The following is an 18,303-nucleotide window of genomic DNA, read 5'->3' as shown; positions in this document are numbered from 1 at the left end:
ACAAGTTAGGAAGGTCAGTTGTCATGAAAAAAATTGCAGTTTTGACAAGTGGTGGAGACGCTCCGGGAATGAACGCTGCTGTTCGAGCAGTTGTGCGTACTGCCATTTATAATGGGATTGAAGTTTACGGTGTGTACCAAGGCTACCTCGGATTGATAAATGATGATCTTAAAAAGCTTGAACTAGGATCAGTGGGAGATACAATTCAAAGAGGAGGTACATTCCTTTACTCTGCACGTTGCCCAGAATTCAAGGACAAAGAAGTACGTGCCAAAGCAATTGAAAACTTAAGAAGTCATGGTATTGATGGATTAGTTGTAATCGGCGGTGACGGAAGTTATCGTGGTGCTCAACGTATCAGTGAAGAATGCCCTGAAATTCAAACTATCGGTATTCCGGGAACAATCGATAATGATATTCCAGGTACAGACTTCACAATTGGTTTTGACACAGCACTCAATACAATTATTGATTCTGTCGATAAAATCAGAGACACTGCTTCAAGTCACGCGAGAACATTTATTATTGAAGTTATGGGCCGCGATTGTGGTGATCTTGCATTGTGGGCTGGTTTAGCTGTCGGTGCAGAAACAATCCTCGTTCCAGAAGTAAAAACAGATATCAAAGATATCGCAGAAAAAATAGAAGCCGGTATTAAAAGAGGTAAAAAACATTCTATCGTTATGGTAGCTGAAGGTGTTATGTCAGGACAAGATTGTGCAGAAGAATTAGCAAAATACATCCATGTAGATGGACGTGTATCTGTACTCGGTCATATCCAACGTGGTGGTAGCCCAACTGGACAAGACAGAGTGTTGGCATCAAGACTTGGCGGTCATGCCGTAGAATTATTAATTGAAGGTAAAACAGCATTGGGAGTTGGCATTAAACAAAATGAATTAACTCAAACACCATTTGATGATATCTTCAGTAATAAAGGTAGTAAGTTTAATTTTGATATGTATGAGTTAACACAAGAATTATCAATTTAATGATAGATTTAGTGAAATTTTTAGGAGGCTTTTATAATGAGAAAAACTAAAATCGTTTGTACGATTGGACCTGCATCAGAATCTGAAGAAATGTTAGAAAAATTAATGAACGCTGGCATGAACGTTGCCCGTTTGAACTTCTCACACGGTGATCACGCTGAACACAAAGTTCGTATTGACCGCATCAGAGAAGTTGCACAACGTTTAGACAAAACTATTGCAATCATGCTTGATACAAAAGGACCTGAAATCAGAACACACAACATGAAAGACGGTGTGATTTTCTTAGAAAAAGGTAAAGAAGTTATCGTAAGCATGGAAGAAGTTTTAGGTACAGCTGAGAAATTTTCTGTAACATATGCAGATTTAATCAACGACATTGAAATTGGTTCTTATATTCTATTAGATGATGGTTTAGTAGAATTAGAAGTTAAAGAAATCAATAAAGATAAAGGCGAAGTTTTATGTGAAGTCCTCAACTCAGGTGAAATTAAAAATAAAAAAGGTGTTAACTTACCAAACGTTAAAGTTAACTTACCTGGTATTACTGATAAAGATGCTGATGATATCCGCTTCGGTATCGATCAAAACATCGACTTAATCGCAGCAAGCTTTGTACGTCGTCCAAGTGACGTATTAGATATCCGTAAAATTTTAGAAGAAGAACGTAATACTAACATTCAAATTCTTCCTAAAATCGAAAACCAAGAAGGTATCGACAACATTAAAGAAATCCTTGAAGTTTCTGATGGTTTAATGGTAGCTCGTGGTGACATGGGTGTTGAAATTCCACCTGAAAATGTACCTGTAATCCAAAAAGACCTTATCAGACAATGTAACAAATTAGGTAAACCAGTTATCACAGCAACTCAAATGTTAGACTCTATGCAACGTAACCCACGTGCAACAAGAGCCGAAGCAAGTGACGTAGCTAACGCTATCTATGATGGTACAGATGCAGTTATGTTATCTGGTGAAACTGCTGCAGGTTTATATCCTGAAGAAGCTGTTAAAGCAATGAGAAACATTGCAGTTGCAGCTGAAGCCGCTCAAAACTACAAAAAATTATTAAATGACCGTACTAAATTAGAAGAAACTAACTTAGTAAATGCAATTGGTGTTTCTGTAGCACATACTGCCCTTAACTTAAAAGTTAAAGCAATCGTTGCTGCAACTGAAAGTGGTTCAACTGCAAGAACTATCTCTAAATTCCGTCCACATTCAGACATTATCGCTGTAACACCAAACCCAGAAACAGCTCGTCAATTAGCATTAGTATGGGGCGTATTCCCAGTTGTTAAAAAAGGACGCAAAACTACTGACGCATTACTTAACAATGCAGTAGCAACAGCAATCGAAACTGGCCGCGTTCAAAATGGTGATTTATTAATCATCACTGCTGGTGTTCCAACTGGTGAAAAAGGTACAACTAACATGATGAAATTACACTTAGTTGGTGACGAACTTGTTAAAGGTCAAGGTGTTGGACGTAATTCAGTAGTAGGTAACGCAGTAGTTGTAAACGAAGCATCTGAATTAGAAGGCAGAGATCTTTCAAACTCAGTAATCGTTACTCATTCTACAGATGAAACATTCGTACCTTATGTAGAACAAGCTGCTGGTTTAGTTGCTGAAGAAGCTGGTATCACATCACCAAGTGCAATCATCGGTTTAGAACAAGGTATCCCAACAATCGTTGGTGCTAAAAACTCAACTAAATTAATCGCTGATGATGTTACAATCACAGTTGATGCAAACACTGGCCGTGTATATGACGGTTATGCAAACGTACTTTAATCATCTCTAAATTATCAATATTAAACTTTAATTAGACAAGCTGTCTGTTCCTCTGGAGCAGACAGTTTTTTATTTTGATTTGGGAAGTGAATGTATCACCTTATAATTCATGTAGCATTTAAAAGCAGTCTATGCATTGTTTTAAGCATGATATAACATCAGATATGTATTTATAATAAAGAGAGTGTTGTTAATCTATGGGGCTCATATAGGGGATAGGAGAGGATAGGTTTTAGACAAAGCAAAATGCGCTTACTCTAAAAGTGAGTAAACGCATTTTGTTAGGGTGCGTATTTTTAATTTTATGATTGATGTTTCTTAAGTTGTTGTGTGTATCTCCAGTACATTAATCCTAAAAGGATAAACCAGATTGGAGATAAAAATACTGCAGTTCTTGTTACCGGGTTGACGAATAGCAATGCGAATACAAAGATGAAGAAAAATAAAATCATGTATCCTGAGAAACGTCCACCTGGCAATTTATAAATTGAATTTTTGTGTGCTTTTGGATTACGTTTATGATAGTTAATATAAGCAACGATAATCAATGCCCAAACTACTAAGAATAAAACTGTTGATACTGTTGTTACATATGTGAATACTAATGTTGCATCTGGGAAAATATAGTTCAATAATGCTGCGATAAGTAATAATGCACATGAAACAAAGATCGCAATGTGCGGCACACCATTTTTATTTGTTTTGTTGAAAACAGGTGGTGCTTGTTCTTGTCTTGATAATCCAAATAACATACGGCTGTTTGAGAAAATACCACTGTTACAAGATGATGCAGCAGCTGTCAGTACAACAAAGTTGATGATACCTGCTGCGAAAGGTATTCCGACTAACGCAAACAATCTTACGAATGGACTGTCAGAAGGATCTACTTTATACCAAGGAATGATTGACATAATTACTGCAAGTGATCCTACATAGAATAGTAAGATACGTACAGGTACACTGTTGATTGCTTTAGGAATAATCTTTTCAGGGTCTTTTGTTTCACCAGCTGTTACACCAATCAACTCAATCCCTACGAATGAGAAGAGTGCCATTTGGAAAGACATGAAGAAACCTGATACACCTTTAGGGAAAATACCATGGTCATAAAGGTGTGTGATACTCGCATGACCGAATTTAGTTTCATAAGCAACGAATATCATACCTAATCCGACAACGATTAACACGATGATTGTCGTAACTTTGATAATTGCGAACCAGAATTCTAATTCTCCAAAAAGTTTTGCGCTTAATAAGTTGAATGCCATTAAAACAAGTACACAGACTAAAGCGCTGACCCAGTTAGGAATTTCAGGCCACCAGAAACTGACATACTTCGCTACGGCTGTAACTTCTGCCATCCCTGTGATAATCCAACATAACCAATATGTCCAACCTGTCACAAACCCAGCAAAGGGTCCGATATATTCATTTGTCACATCTGCGAATGATTTAAATTTTGTGTTTGTAATTAAGATTTCCCCTAAACCCCTCATAAACATAAACAACATTAAACCAATAATGATGTATGTTAATAAAATCGAAGGTCCCGTCATCGCAATCGTTTGTCCTGCCCCTAAGAACAATCCAGTACCGATCGCACCGCCAATTGCGATTAACTGTATGTGCCGATTGCTTAATTCTCTTTGTAAATTGTTTGACATAAATTAATTCAACTCCCTTTTTGCACCTTAATAATATTATGCACATATCCATAGAATATGACAAATGGTTTTTAAAAATATTGAGAATTTTCATGCAATTATCAATGAATTTAAGTTATGATGAATGATAATAAATTAAAAATAATCGGTTAATTTGCATGGGTTTTCGTTACTTAAAACTATAAAAATGTAATATAATACCAATAAAGGCAATGAGATATGGTCTGAACAGGGTGTTTTAGCTGTTTGAGCAATGTAACCGCTTTATACAAAGTTTCGAAATTGTTCACAAAACCGTTAATATTGGATATAATACTAAATGAAAGCCATTTCAATTTGTTATAGAAAAGGGGAAATTAATATGGCAGAATTGCATAAAGGTTTAGAAGGGGTAATTGCAGCTGAAACAAAGGTAAGCTCAATTATCGATAGCCAATTGACATATGCTGGTTATGACATCGATGATTTAGCAGAAAACGCATTATTTGAAGAAGTTGTATTCTTACTATGGAATTACAGACTTCCGACGAAAGACGAATTGAACAAGTTGCAAGAAAAATTATATGAGTATGCAAAACTAGACCAAAAAGTTTATGAGCATTTCGAAGATTATGCAACAGACGACGTTCATCCAATGACAGCATTAAGAACTTCAGTTTCTTATATTGCACACTTTGATGAAAATGCAGAGTCAGAAACGGATGAAGAAAAATTAGAACGTGCAATTAGAATCCAAGCAAAAATGGCATCACTTGTGACGTCATTTGAACGTGTAAGACAAGGAAAAGAGCCAGTTTATCCTAAACAAGGCTTATGCTATGCAGCTAACTTCTTATATATGTTACGTGGTGAAGAGCCAACAGACATTGAAGTTGAAGCATTTAACAAAGCATTGGTATTGCATGCTGACCATGAATTGAATGCATCAGCATTTACAGCACGTTGTGCAGTATCATCTTTATCAGATATGTATTCAGGTATTGTTGCAGCTGTAGGTTCATTAAAAGGGCCTTTACACGGTGGAGCAAACGAACGTGTTATGAACATGTTATCTGAAATTCATTCAGTGGATGAAGTTGAACCATATATTGATAATAAATTGAAAAACAAAGAGAAAATTATGGGCTTTGGACACCGTGTTTATAAAGACGGAGATCCACGTGCGAAATATTTAAAAACAATGAGTAAAAAAATTACGGATGAGACAGGTCAAAAACATTTATATGATATCTCAGTAGCGATTGAAGACTTAATGAAAGAACGTACAGGCATTATTGCTAACGTTGACTTCTATAGTGCGACTGTTTATCACAGCATGGATATTCCACATGATTTATTTACTCCAATTTTCGCAGTCAGTCGTTCTGCAGGTTGGTTAGCACATATTTTCGAACAATATAGAGATAATCGTATTATGAGACCACGTGCTCAATATATCGATGAAACAAATCGTAAGTATTTACCAATTGAAGAGCGCTAATTTTTAACAGCGACATTCTTGAATCATTAATCACAAAATTTATATTAACGGAGGAATTTAGAATGGCACCAGAAAAAATTGTTAAACAAGAAGACGGTTTATTAGTACCGAATAATCCTATTATTCCATTTATCATCGGTGATGGTATTGGACCAGATATCTGGAGAGCAGCAAGCCGTGTATTAGATGCAGCGGTTGAAAAAGCTTATAATGGCGAGAAAAAAATCGAATGGAAAGAAATCTTAGCTGGTCAAAAAGCATATGATGAAACTGGCGAATGGTTACCACAAGAAAGTTTAGATACGATTGAAGAGTATTTAATCGCAATCAAAGGACCTTTAACTACACCAATCGGTGGCGGTATTCGTTCATTAAACGTAGCATTACGTCAAACATTAGACTTATATGCTTGCTTACGTCCAGTACGTTGGTTCAAAGGTGTTCCATCTCCTGTTAAGCGTCCAGAAGACACTGACATGGTTATCTTCCGTGAAAATACTGAAGACATCTATGCAGGTATCGAATTTAAAGAAGGTACGCCAGAAGCTAAGAAATTAATCGATTTCTTACAAGATGAAATGGGTGCTAAAAACATTCGTTTCCCTGAAACTTCTGGTATCGGTGTAAAACCTGTATCTAAAGAAGGTACTGAACGTTTAGTACGCTCAGCTATCCAATATGCGATTGATAACAATCGTAAATCAGTTACATTAGTGCACAAAGGTAATATCATGAAATTTACTGAAGGTGCATTCAAACAATGGGGTTATGATTTAGCTGAAAGTGAATTCGGTGATAAAGTATTCACTTGGCAACAACATGATCGCTTAGTAGATGAAAAAGGTAAAGAAGAAGCGGACAAAATCCAAGATCAAGCAGTTGCAGATGGTAAAATCATTATCAAAGACTCAATTGCTGATATCTTCTTACAACAAATCTTAACGCGTCCTGCTGAGTATGATGTAGTAGCAACTATGAACTTAAATGGTGACTACATTTCTGACGCATTAGCAGCACAAGTCGGCGGTATCGGAATTGCACCTGGTGCAAACATCAACTATGATACTGGCCACGCTATCTTTGAAGCAACTCACGGTACTGCACCTAAATATGCAGACCAAGATAAAGTAAACCCATCATCAGAATTATTAAGTGCAGTATTAATGTTAGAACACTTAGGTTGGCAAGAAGCTGCTGACTTAATTACAGATTCAATTGAAAAAACAATTGCATCTAAAGTTGTAACGTATGACTTCGCACGTATGATGGATGGCGCTAAAGAAGTAAAAACTTCTGAGTTCGCTGACGAGTTAATCAAAAATCTATAAGACTTAATTGATTTCAAGCTATACTGCTCTGATAAGGGCGGTATAGCTTTATTTTTTTGAATGATTGAACTTGTTAAGTGAATGTTAAGTTTATGTAAAGATGTTTCGTAGTATGTTATCTTTTTGAAAATATAAGTTATAATTAAGATGAAAAATACACAGGGGGTAAGACTATGACACAAAAAATTTTAGTAGTCGATGATGAACAATCCATTGTAACTTTGCTGAAATACAATTTAGAAACAGCAGGTTATTTAGTAGAAGTTGCTTATGACGGTGAAGAAGCACTTCAAAAACTGAATGCCGTACAACCAGATTTAGTCGTATTAGACGTGATGTTGCCGAAGTTGGATGGCATTGAAGTTTGTAAAACGATTCGTTCAGACCGAAATCTTGTTCCTATCTTAATGTTGACTGCCAAAGATGACGAGTTTGATCGCGTATTAGGCTTGGAACTCGGTGCAGATGACTATATGACTAAGCCATTCTCACCAAGAGAAGTTGTAGCACGCGTAAAAGCTATTTTACGCAGATCTAAACAAGTTCACAGTCAAAAAGAAGAAGAAACAGATAGTGAAGATGTAATCATCGGTTCAATCAAAATCAGACCTGAATACTTTGAAGTATATAAAAATAATGAACTGTTAGAATTGACCCCTAAAGAATTTGAGTTACTTCTTTATTTAATCGAGCGCCAAGGTCGTGTTATTACAAGAGAGCACATGTTGAACTCTGTATGGAATTATGAATTTACTGGTGATTCAAGAATTGTTGATGTGCATATCAGTCATTTAAGAGATAAATTAGAGGAAAACCCTAAGCAGCCGAAGCTTATTAAAACTGTTCGTGGATTAGGCTATAAACTAGAAAGACCTAAATCTGCAAATTGAAGTTTTACACAAGATTACTGCTGACGTTAGCCATCTTGATTATCTCTTGTCTTGTTGCTTTAGGTTTATTGATTAATCATGCGATTTATACAACGATTTCATCGAGAGATGCTGAAAACTTGAAGCATGATGCTGAGCGTATCAACAAGACATACAAAGCACATCATGAAGAGGCTTTAAAAGAATACGCACACTTAAATAATTTTACAATATCCATACATAGCAATGATGGAGGTAAAACATTATTTAAATCAGATAAAAAAGTTCCCGCAAATCCAAACATCAATGTAGTTGGAAATCCATCTAATCTGCTTTATGATACGCATCATGACAATCGTAGATTTACTTATAAATATATTAGTAATGATCATTTTATTATAATTACAGGTTACGATAATGAAATTACACAACTACAATTTGAAGCTTGGAAATATATTGCGATCATTGGTTTATTCATTATTGCCTTAGTCTTCTTAATTGTTAGAAACATTAACCGCACATATATCAGACCGATTAATGATGTAACTTATGCGACGAAACTCTTAGCACAAGGGCACTATCATATCAGAGTACCTGAAAGCAATGTGAAAGAAACGCGAGACTTATTCGTAACAACGAATGAATTAGCACGTCGTTTACAAAAAATGTATAATGAACAAAAAATTCAATCAAATCGTTTGAAAACAACACTTGAAAATATACCAAGTTCAGTTTTAATGATTGATAAATACGGTAAAATTGTTATCGCAAATACAGCATATTATGAAATGTTTAATCCTGAAACAAATGTCGTGAATCAAAATTACAATCGTGTGATCAAAGGTAAATTGAATACATTGATTATCGATGCCTTTAAAACCGAGAAAACGATGAATGAACAAGTCAAAGTATATTTGAATAATGTTCACGAACGTTATTTTGATACCGTCTGTGTGCCGATTTTATCTCGTAAAAAGAAAAGAATGCAAGGGATGGTTGTCGTTCTTCACGATATTACCAGCTTGAAGAAATTAGAGAATTTGCGTCGTGAATTTGTCGCAAATGTCTCACATGAGCTGAAAACACCTATCACTTCAATTAAAGGATTTGCGGAAACTTTAATTGATGGGGCGAAGAATGATGAAACGACGTTGGATGAATTCTTAAATATTATTTTGAAAGAGTCTAATCGTATTGAGTCATTGGTCGAAGATTTATTAGACTTATCACATATTGAACAACAAAAAGAAATTGAAACAGAACCTGTGGATTTATCTGATGTAACGAGAAACACCGTAAAAACTTTATATACAAATGGTAAAAAGAAAAATATTACGTTGGAAACGGATATTGAAGATTACGTGATTATCGATGCCGAAACATCGAAAATTGCTCAGGTTGTGGTGAACATCGTCAGCAATGCGATTAACTATTCACCTCAAGATAGTCGTATTCATGTGCGTGTCTATAAAGATGGAGAAAAACGTGTCTTAGAGGTCGAAGATTTTGGGATTGGAATCGCTCCAGAAGATCAAAAACATATCTTTGAACGTTTTTATCGTGTAGATAAAGCTAGAAGCCGTGATTCAGGCGGTACAGGACTTGGTTTGTCTATTACGAAACATATTGTCGAAGCTTATCACGGACGTATTCAAATAGACAGTCAAGTTGGCGTAGGTACAACGTTTAAAGTGATATTTTTCGATAATAAAAATAAATCAATTAAGTTATCTTAATATATGCGCCGGATGGAATTCCGGCGCTATTTTTATGAGTGGCTATGTCACATATGATAAAATAGAAACAAATCAATTCTGGAGGTTATAGTGTGGAAAAATTAGTGTTAATTGATGGGAATAGTTTAAGTTTCCGAGCATTTTATGCATTGCCTCTTTTAACGAATCGTGCAGGAATTCATACAAATGCCACTTATGGATTTGCGATGTTATTAGAAAAAATTATCAAAGAAGAAAAACCGACCCATTTCTTAGTCGCATTTGATGCTGGAAAAACGACATTCAGACATCAAACATTTAAAGAATATAAAGGCGGCAGACAAAAGACGCCACCAGAATTAAGTGAACAATTTCCGTTAATCAGACAATTATTGGATGCATATCATATTAAGCATTATGAACTAGAAAATTATGAAGCGGATGATATTATTGGAACGTTAAGTCAAGCAGCAGATAAAGCAGGTTTTGAAACAATAATTGTAACGGGTGACCGAGACTTAACACAACTCGCTTCTGATAACGTGACTATATACTATACGAAAAAAGGTGTGACAGATGTTGACCATTACACACCTTCATTCATCGCGGAAAAATATAATGGTTTAACACCGTCACAGATTATTGATATGAAAGGTTTAATGGGAGATAGCTCAGATAATATCCCAGGTATCGCGGGTGTCGGTGAAAAAACAGCTATTAAACTTTTAAATCAATTTGATTCAGTTGAAAATCTTTATAATCATTTAGATGAAGTATCTGGTAAAAAGTTAAAAGAAAAACTTGAAAACGGTCATGATGATGCGTTGATGAGTAAAGAGTTAGCAACGATTAATAGAGAAAGTCCAATTGAAGTTACACTTGAAGAAACGAAGTTGCCTGATGAAGTGGATCAAACACAAAAAATTGAACTGTTTAAAGAACTTGATTTTAAACAAATGTTGAACCAAATCGATGTTGATGCCGATACTGAAACTGAATCTGATCGAACATATGATATTGAAACAGATTTCAACTCAATTGACTTTGATCAATTAAAACAAGCAGCGCTTCACTTTGAAGTAGATGAAGGTGACTATCTCACTGCAGATATTTTGAAATTCGGCTTTAAAGCAGATGAACACTTTGTAGTGATTAATGCGGATGAGATTCAAAATTATCCTGAGTTAATAAAATGGTTAGAAGATGAACAAACAGAAAAGTATGTCTATGATGCGAAAAAAACATATGCAGAAGCACATCGCATGAATATCGATATTAAAAATATTACGTTTGATATTATGTTAGCAAGCTACATTTTAAATCCATCTCGCTCAATTGATGATGTTCATTCAGTAGTTGTCGATTATGGCCAAGGTTATGTACCTGAAGCAGTACACGTTTTTGGTAAAGGCAAAAAACGACAAGTGCCAGAAGATGATGTGTTGAATCCTTATATTGCTTCGATTTTGGATGCGATTGATACGAGTACACCTGTAATGATTGATGCATTGAAAGAGTACAATCAATTAGATTTATTCAATGACTTAGAATTGCCGCTTGCGCGCATTTTAGGACAAATGGAAGAAATGGGCATTTACACGGATATTGAAGAGCTAAAAGAAATGGAAAGAGAAATTCAAGGTAAGCTTGATACTTTAATTGCTCGTATTCATGAAGCAGCAGGTGAAGAATTCAATATTAATTCACCGAAACAATTGGGTGTCGTATTATTCGAAAACTTGAAGTTACCAGTTATCAAGAAAACGAAAACGGGTTACTCAACTGCAGTAGATGTTTTAGAACAACTACAAGGCGAACATCCGATTATCGAAGATATCTTAGAATATCGCCAGTTATCTAAATTACAATCTACTTATGTAGAAGGCTTACAAAAAGTGATACAAGATGATAATCGCATTCATACACACTTTAACCAAACACTTGCACAAACAGGACGTCTGTCATCTGTCGATCCTAACTTGCAAAATATTCCTGTACGTTTAGAAGAAGGTCGCCGCATTAGAAAGGCCTTTAAACCTGCAGAAGCGGATAACGTTATTCTTTCAGCGGACTATTCTCAAATTGAATTACGCGTACTTGCTCATATTACGCAAGATGAAAGCATGATGAATGCCTTCAGAGAAGGAAGAGATATTCATACAGCTACAGCCATGAAAGTCTTTGGTGTAGAAGCAGACGAAGTAGATGGTTTAATGCGTCGACAAGCTAAAGCTGTAAACTTCGGAATAGTATATGGCATTAGTGATTATGGTTTAAGCCAAAGTTTAGGTATTACGAGAAAAGCAGCGAAGAAATTTATTGATGATTATTTAGATAGTTTCCCAGGCGTTAAACAATATATGAGTGATATCGTTAAAGATGCGAAAGCAAAAGGTTATGTAGAAACATTATTACACCGTCGCAGATATATCCCTGATATTACAAGCAGAAACTTTAATCAACGCAGTTTTGCAGAAAGAACAGCTATGAATACACCAATTCAAGGCAGTGCTGCAGATATTATCAAACTAGCAATGGTTAATTATGATAAAGCTGTGAAAGAAACAGATTTCAATGCACACTTATTACTGCAAGTACACGATGAGTTGATTTTTGAACTGCCAAAAGATGAGGTAGAAGCTTTCAGTGAATTTATTGAAGATATTATGGATAATGCCATTGAATTAAAAGTACCATTACAAGTGGATACTAACTATGGTCCAACATGGTACGATGCAAAATAGAAAGAAGGTCGCAAATTGCCTGAATTACCAGAAGTAGAGCACGTTAAAAGAGGGATTGAACCCTTTGTGATCAATCAAATTATTGAAAGTGTTGAGTTCTCGGATAAAGTCATCGATGGAAAAGCGAGCGGTAGAGACACAATTATTAAACAAATTGATTTGCCGATGTTTAAAAATCGTACAGAAGGCTATAAAATTACACGTGTGGAACGCAGAAGTAAATATATTCTTTTATATTTAGAGAAAGATGAAGATAAAAGAGTATTAGTCAGTCATTTAGGAATGACTGGTGGCTATTTCGTAGTCAATGACTTAACGGAGATTATTGTACCGAATTATCAAAAACATTGGCACGTCAATTTCAAACTTAGTAACGGCAAACAATTAATCTTTTCTGATATTAGACGCTTTGGTGAAATTAAAAATGTTGATGATATTACAGCATACACGTCATTTGAAAAGATGGCTCCAGAGCCTTTTGATGACAATGCATACACACACTATCAAAAACAATTAGCATTGCCGAAGTATCAGAATAAGCCGATTAAACAAGTTATCTTAGATCATCATGTTATTGCAGGTTGCGGTAATATTTATGCTTGTGAAGCTTTATTTAATGCACGTATTCATCCAAAACGCAAAGTTAATACTTTAACGAAACAAGAGCAAAAGCGTGTATTTGATGAAGTAGTGGCTGTTCTAACATTAGGTATTGAACACGGCGGAACCAGCATTTCTGATTATCGCCATGCAGATGGTCAAACTGGACATATGCAGGAGTATTTAAATGTATATAAAAAGAAAATCTGTCCTGTATGTGGTGGACCGATTGAGACAGAAGTGATAGGTGGCAGAAACAGTCACTTTTGTCCAAACTGTCAAAAATAAATTAATTGAACGAGGGAGATTAGATTATGCAAAAAGTAATTGGTTTAACAGGCGGAATCGGAACAGGAAAATCTACTGTATCTGAATTGCTTGCAGTCCACGGTTTTAAAATTGTGGATGCGGATATTGCGGCAAGAGAAGCGGTAGAAAAAGGTTCTGAAGGTTTAGAACAAGTCCGCCAAGTATTTGGCGATGAAGCGATAGATGAAAATGGTGAAATGAATCGCAAATACGTCGGTGAAATCGTATTTAATGATGACAAAATGCGAGAGAAATTAAACCAAATCATACATCCTATCGTGAGAGATTTAATGGAAAGACAAAAAGAAGCTTATTTAAAAGAAGGCTTCAATGTAATTATGGATATTCCATTATTATTTGAAAATAACCTTCAAGATACTGTTGATGAAACATGGTTAGTCTATGCTTCTGAAAGTATTCAAGTGGAACGTTTAATGGAACGTAATGACTTAACACAAGAAGAAGCGAAAGCGCGTGTATATAGTCAGATCTCTATCGACAAAAAACGTCGTATGGCAGATCGTGTTATTGATAATCGCGGTACGTTGCTAGAGCTTAAACAAAACCTTGAAGCATTGTTGATGGAGGAAGGTTATATTCAAAGTTCTGAAGAGGTTTAATGTGAATATGATTTTAATCTGAACATGAATACAAAAAATTGCTTATCATTAGTGATAAGTAATTTTTTTAATTATTTTGCTAAAACGCTTTCATTTTAACGTGAATATGTTATACTGATTCCATAAAGTATAACACATATAAAACGAGGGGTGCTTTTTATGACAACGAATATTGCAATTAATGGAATGGGACGCATTGGGCGCATGGTTTTGCGTATTGCTTCTAAAAATGATGATTTAAATGTAGTGGCAATTAATGCGAGTTATCCTCCAGAAACGATTGCACATTTAGTAAAATACGATACAACACATGGTAAATATGACGGTGATGTAGAACCGACAGAAAATGGTATTCGTATTGATGGTCATGATATTAAATTAGTTTCAGATCGTAATCCAGAAAATTTACCTTGGAAAGATTTAGATATTGATATTGTCATAGAAGCGACTGGGAAATTTAATCACGGAGACAAAGCGGATGCACATATTAAAGCAGGCGCTAAAAAGGTCTTATTAACAGGTCCTTCAAAAGGCGGTCACGTACAAATGGTTGTTAAAGGCGTTAATGATGACAGCTTAGATGTTGAAGAATTCGATATCTTTAGTAATGCTTCATGTACGACAAACTGTATCGGTCCAGTAGCAAAAGTATTAAACGATAACTTTGGAATCGAAAATGGTTTAATGACTACAGTACATGCGATTACAAACGACCAAAAAAATATTGATAACCCACACAAAGATTTACGCCGTGCGCGTTCTTGTAACGAAAGTATTATCCCAACTTCAACAGGTGCTGCAAAAGCATTGAAAGAAGTTTTACCTGAATTAGAAGGTAAATTACATGGTATGGCACTTCGTGTTCCTACTAAAAACGTTTCATTAGTAGACTTAGTAGTAGACTTAAAAGAAGATGTAACAGCTGAGCAAGTCAACAAAGCATTTGAAGATGCTGACTTAGAAGGCATATTAGCTGTTTCAGATGAGCCGCTTGTATCAGTTGACTTTAACACAAACCCTAACTCAGCAATCGTTGATTCAATGTCAACACTTGTAATGGATGACAAGAAAGTTAAAGTGATTGCATGGTACGACAATGAATGGGGTTATTCTAACCGCGTTGTTGATATTGCAGTTCAAATTGGTGAATTGTTAAAAACAAAAGAAAAAGCAACAGCTTAATTGAAACTGCTGTCATAAATTTTTAACCAGTTAATCAGAAGTAGGGCTCTGATTAACTGGTTTTTTTATGTGCTGGCTTCCTTTCTTTTGTGACTTGCACTTTTATAGTATAATAGGCGTAATCAATTAAAGAGGTGAAAATGAATGAAATGCCCTAAATGTAATTCTACGCATTCTCGTGTGATAGATTCTAGACATGCTGATGAAGCCAATGCCATTCGCAGACGTCGTGAATGTGAAAATTGCGGCACTCGTTTTACTACATTTGAGCATATTGAAATGAGTCCGCTTATCGTAGTGAAAAAAGATGGCACACGTGAGCAGTTTTCACGTGACAAAATATTGAATGGGCTCGTTCGTTCGTGTGAAAAGAGACCAGTCGGTTATCAACAGCTTGAAGATATTACAAATAAAGTAGAATGGCGTTTAAGAGATGAAGGCCATGCAGAGGTTTCATCAAGAGAAATTGGCGAACATGTGATGAATTTATTAATGCATGTGGATCAAGTATCCTATGTAAGATTCGCCTCTGTATATAAAGAATTTAAAGATGTCGATCAATTGCTTGAATCTATGCAAGGCATCTTACAAGAAAAGAATAAACGGAGTGAATCTTGATGAAGTTGAGTCAAAATGACTTTGGATTACGTCCGCAAGATCCATTCAAAGTGCTGCAAGCACAAAAACTTTCTGCATCTCAACTCGAAGTATTGAACCGTTTGTTTACACCACTTATCGGTACAACAGCCATCGGTGTGTATCATTATCTTTCTCAGTTTGCAGAGGTTAAACAACAAAAAGACTATACACATTATGTGATTATGAGTGAGTTGAAATTAAACCTAGGTCAATTCAGAGAAGAAATGAATCGTTTGGAAGCGATTGGACTGATTAAAACCTATGCAAAACATGATGAAAATCAATCACAATTTGTGTATTTGTTAGTCGATCCGCCATCACCAAAAACATTTTTCAATGATCCTATGTTATCTGTTTATCTCTATAAAGAAGTTGAGGGTAAACGTTTCCATGAATTACGTCGTTATTTTGAAACGACACAAGTTGATTTATCAAATTATCATGAAGTGACAAGAAATTTTACAGATGTTTTTAAAGTACCAAATCATGCGTTAGATAAGGTAGATACGACACATCAAATAACAGAAACACAAAAATACGATGGTATGAACTTAGACCGTGTTCACTTTGACTTCGAATTGTTGTATCAATTACTAAGCAATCATTTTGTCAGTGCAGAAATAATAGAAGAAAAAACGAAACATCTCATTACACAACTCGCTGTGCTATACGGTATAACGCCGGAAGGGATGAAGAATTTGATTTTAAAATCGCTGACAAGTGCACAAAAAATTTCGTTTGAAGAATTGCGTAAACAAGCGCGTGCGTTTTATGCGATTGAACACGAAAATCAATTGCCGTCTTTAGAGGCGCAAGCAGAACCTGTTCGACCAGAAACTGCAGAAGAGGCACAAATAGAAATCAATTCTATTCCTCAAACAGATGAAGAGTTTAAACAATGGTTTAAATTAATGGATAATTTAAGTCCGATTGATATGTTGACAGGGTGGTCGGGTTCAGAACCGACACCTCAACAAAAATATATGATAGAAGACATAATCGTGCGAGAACAATTACCGTTTGGTGTAATTAATATGTTATTACAATACGCCATGTTAAATAGTGGGATGAAATTGACTAAAAAGTATATATTAGAGATTGCATCAAACTGGAAAAAATTGGAAATCAGTTCTGCAGAAGAAGCCTATCATCATGTGATGAAGTTGAAAAAGGATGAACAAGAACGTCAAACTAAAAGTTATCAACAACAAAGCGGTCCAAAACGCTTTAATAATAGAAGAAATCCTGTATCAAAAGAGATTACACCTGATTGGCTGTTGAATCGAGAACATGAAAAACGTCGTAAGAAAGGTGAAAAACGTTCATCCGCTTCAACCGACCAATCTCTCGCGCAAGATAGTGCAGCCTTTTTACAACACTTAAAAGAAACATGGAAGGAGGATGAATAATATGAAACGTTTCAGCAATATCATGCAGACATCTCCAGATTTTCAAAAAAGATTTGAGAAAATTAAAAGAGATGTAATTAATGATCCTGACGTTAAACGCTTCCTAGAAGAACATCAATCTGAAGTAACGAATCGGATGATTGAAGAAGACTTGAATATTTTGCAAGAATATAAAGACCAGCAAAAACATTATGATGGCCATGAATTCAAAGATTGTCCTAACTTTGTTAAAGGTCATGTACCTGAACTCTATATTGAACATAACAGAATTAAAATCAAATACCTTCCATGTCCATGCAAAATCAAACACGATCAAGAACAACGAGAAGCACATTTAATCACTTCACATCATATGCAGAGAGATACGTTAGATGCTAAATTAGCAGATATTTATATGGATAATCGTGAACGTTTAAATGTAGCTATGAAAGCTGATGAATTATGCAAAGCAATCGTAAGAGGAGAAAGTGTTAAAGGTTTATATTTATATGGTTCTTTTGGTACAGGTAAATCCTTTATTTTAGGTGCGATTGCCAATCAATTGAAGTCCAAACTGATTCCTTCAACAATTGTATACCTACCTGAATTCATCCGTACGTTAAAAAATGGATTTAAAGATGGTTCATTTGAACGTAAATTACAAGTGGTCAGAGAAGCGAATATCCTCATGCTAGATGATATCGGTGCAGAAGAAGTCACACCATGGGTGCGTGACGAAGTCATCGGACCATTACTGCATTATAGAATGGTACAAGAGTTGCCGACATTCTTTAGCTCAAACTTTGATTTCAAAGCTTTAGAACACCATTTAGCGATGACGCGAGATGGCTCTGAACAGACAAAAGCTGCTAGAATTATGGAACGTATTAAATCTTTAGCAGAACCCTATGAATTAGTCGGCGAGAATTATCGTGATGATTGATATTTTTTGAAAATGAGTTATAATAGAATTAAA

Annotated in this window: 14 protein-coding genes; 13 read left to right on the top strand and 1 reads right to left on the bottom strand. The window is 35.4% G+C overall.

Going from position 1 to position 18,303, the window contains the following annotated elements:
- Window positions 1-23: 23 nt before the first annotated feature.
- Together pfkA and pyk are read left to right on the top strand one after the other, a co-directional pair.
- A complete protein-coding gene (gene pfkA, locus KRR19_RS07825) occupies window positions 24-992 on the top strand; it encodes a 6-phosphofructokinase (RefSeq protein WP_216733576.1) in 969 nt (322 codons plus the stop codon).
- Between the two features lie 36 nt (window positions 993-1,028).
- Window positions 1,029-2,789: a pyruvate kinase gene (gene pyk / locus KRR19_RS07820; RefSeq protein WP_216733575.1), complete on the top strand. Its 1,761-nt coding sequence runs from the start codon at window positions 1,029-1,031 to the stop codon at window positions 2,787-2,789.
- 302 nt (window positions 2,790-3,091) lie between these two features.
- Here pyk and KRR19_RS07815 read toward each other — a convergent pair whose 3' ends face one another.
- Window positions 3,092-4,453 carry an amino acid permease gene (locus KRR19_RS07815; protein ID WP_002481171.1) on the bottom strand — a complete coding sequence of 454 codons (1,362 nt, stop codon included), beginning with the start codon at window positions 4,451-4,453 and terminating at the stop codon, window positions 3,092-3,094.
- A gap of 361 nt (window positions 4,454-4,814) precedes the next feature.
- On the opposite strand from KRR19_RS07815, the gene KRR19_RS07810 reads away from it, so the two are divergent.
- The 11 genes from KRR19_RS07810 (at window position 4,815) to dnaI (ending at window position 18,270) form a co-directional block, all read left to right on the top strand.
- A complete protein-coding gene (locus KRR19_RS07810) occupies window positions 4,815-5,933 on the top strand; it encodes a citrate synthase (RefSeq protein WP_216733574.1) in 1,119 nt (372 codons plus the stop codon).
- A 62-nt stretch (window positions 5,934-5,995) separates the two neighbouring features.
- A complete protein-coding gene (gene icd, locus KRR19_RS07805) occupies window positions 5,996-7,261 on the top strand; it encodes an NADP-dependent isocitrate dehydrogenase (RefSeq protein WP_216733573.1) in 1,266 nt (421 codons plus the stop codon).
- A 173-nt stretch (window positions 7,262-7,434) separates the two neighbouring features.
- Window positions 7,435-8,151, top strand: a complete 717-nt coding sequence (locus KRR19_RS07800; RefSeq protein WP_002481168.1) for a response regulator transcription factor — start codon at window positions 7,435-7,437, stop codon at window positions 8,149-8,151.
- A complete protein-coding gene (gene pnpS, locus KRR19_RS07795; protein ID WP_002481167.1) occupies window positions 8,148-9,866 on the top strand; it encodes a two-component system histidine kinase PnpS in 1,719 nt (572 codons plus the stop codon). Before KRR19_RS07800 ends, pnpS begins: the two co-directional genes overlap by 4 nt.
- A 92-nt stretch (window positions 9,867-9,958) precedes the next feature.
- Window positions 9,959-12,589, top strand: a complete 2,631-nt coding sequence (gene polA, locus KRR19_RS07790; protein ID WP_207021167.1) for a DNA polymerase I — start codon at window positions 9,959-9,961, stop codon at window positions 12,587-12,589.
- Between the two features lie 15 nt (window positions 12,590-12,604).
- Entirely contained in the window at window positions 12,605-13,477 is an 873-nt protein-coding gene (gene mutM / locus KRR19_RS07785) for a bifunctional DNA-formamidopyrimidine glycosylase/DNA-(apurinic or apyrimidinic site) lyase (RefSeq protein ID WP_156666383.1), read from the top strand.
- Window positions 13,478-13,503: 26 nt separating this feature from the next.
- Window positions 13,504-14,118, top strand: a complete 615-nt coding sequence (gene coaE, locus KRR19_RS07780; protein ID WP_023016089.1) for a dephospho-CoA kinase — start codon at window positions 13,504-13,506, stop codon at window positions 14,116-14,118.
- 159 nt (window positions 14,119-14,277) lie between these two features.
- Window positions 14,278-15,300: a glyceraldehyde-3-phosphate dehydrogenase gene (locus KRR19_RS07775; protein WP_156666382.1), complete on the top strand. Its 1,023-nt coding sequence runs from the start codon at window positions 14,278-14,280 to the stop codon at window positions 15,298-15,300.
- A gap of 144 nt (window positions 15,301-15,444) precedes the next feature.
- A complete protein-coding gene (nrdR, locus tag KRR19_RS07770; RefSeq protein ID WP_002481162.1) occupies window positions 15,445-15,918 on the top strand; it encodes a transcriptional regulator NrdR in 474 nt (157 codons plus the stop codon).
- Window positions 15,918-17,348, top strand: coding sequence for a replicative helicase loading/DNA remodeling protein DnaB (locus KRR19_RS07765; protein ID WP_103364028.1), 1,431 nt, complete (start codon window positions 15,918-15,920; stop codon window positions 17,346-17,348). The genes nrdR and KRR19_RS07765 overlap by 1 nt, the downstream gene beginning before the upstream one ends.
- A 1-nt stretch (window position 17,349) precedes the next feature.
- The gene (gene dnaI / locus KRR19_RS07760; protein WP_002481160.1) at window positions 17,350-18,270 is read left to right on the top strand and encodes a primosomal protein DnaI; all 921 of its coding nucleotides are present in this window, start codon (window positions 17,350-17,352) and stop codon (window positions 18,268-18,270) included.
- Window positions 18,271-18,303: the final 33 nt, after the last annotated feature.

The sequence above is a fragment of the Staphylococcus sp. CWZ226 genome (assembly GCF_018986355.1).
GTDB classification, from domain to species: domain Bacteria; phylum Bacillota; class Bacilli; order Staphylococcales; family Staphylococcaceae; genus Staphylococcus; species Staphylococcus simulans.
Note: the sequence above shows the minus strand (reverse complement) of the source record. Positions and strands in the feature narration are given on the sequence as shown.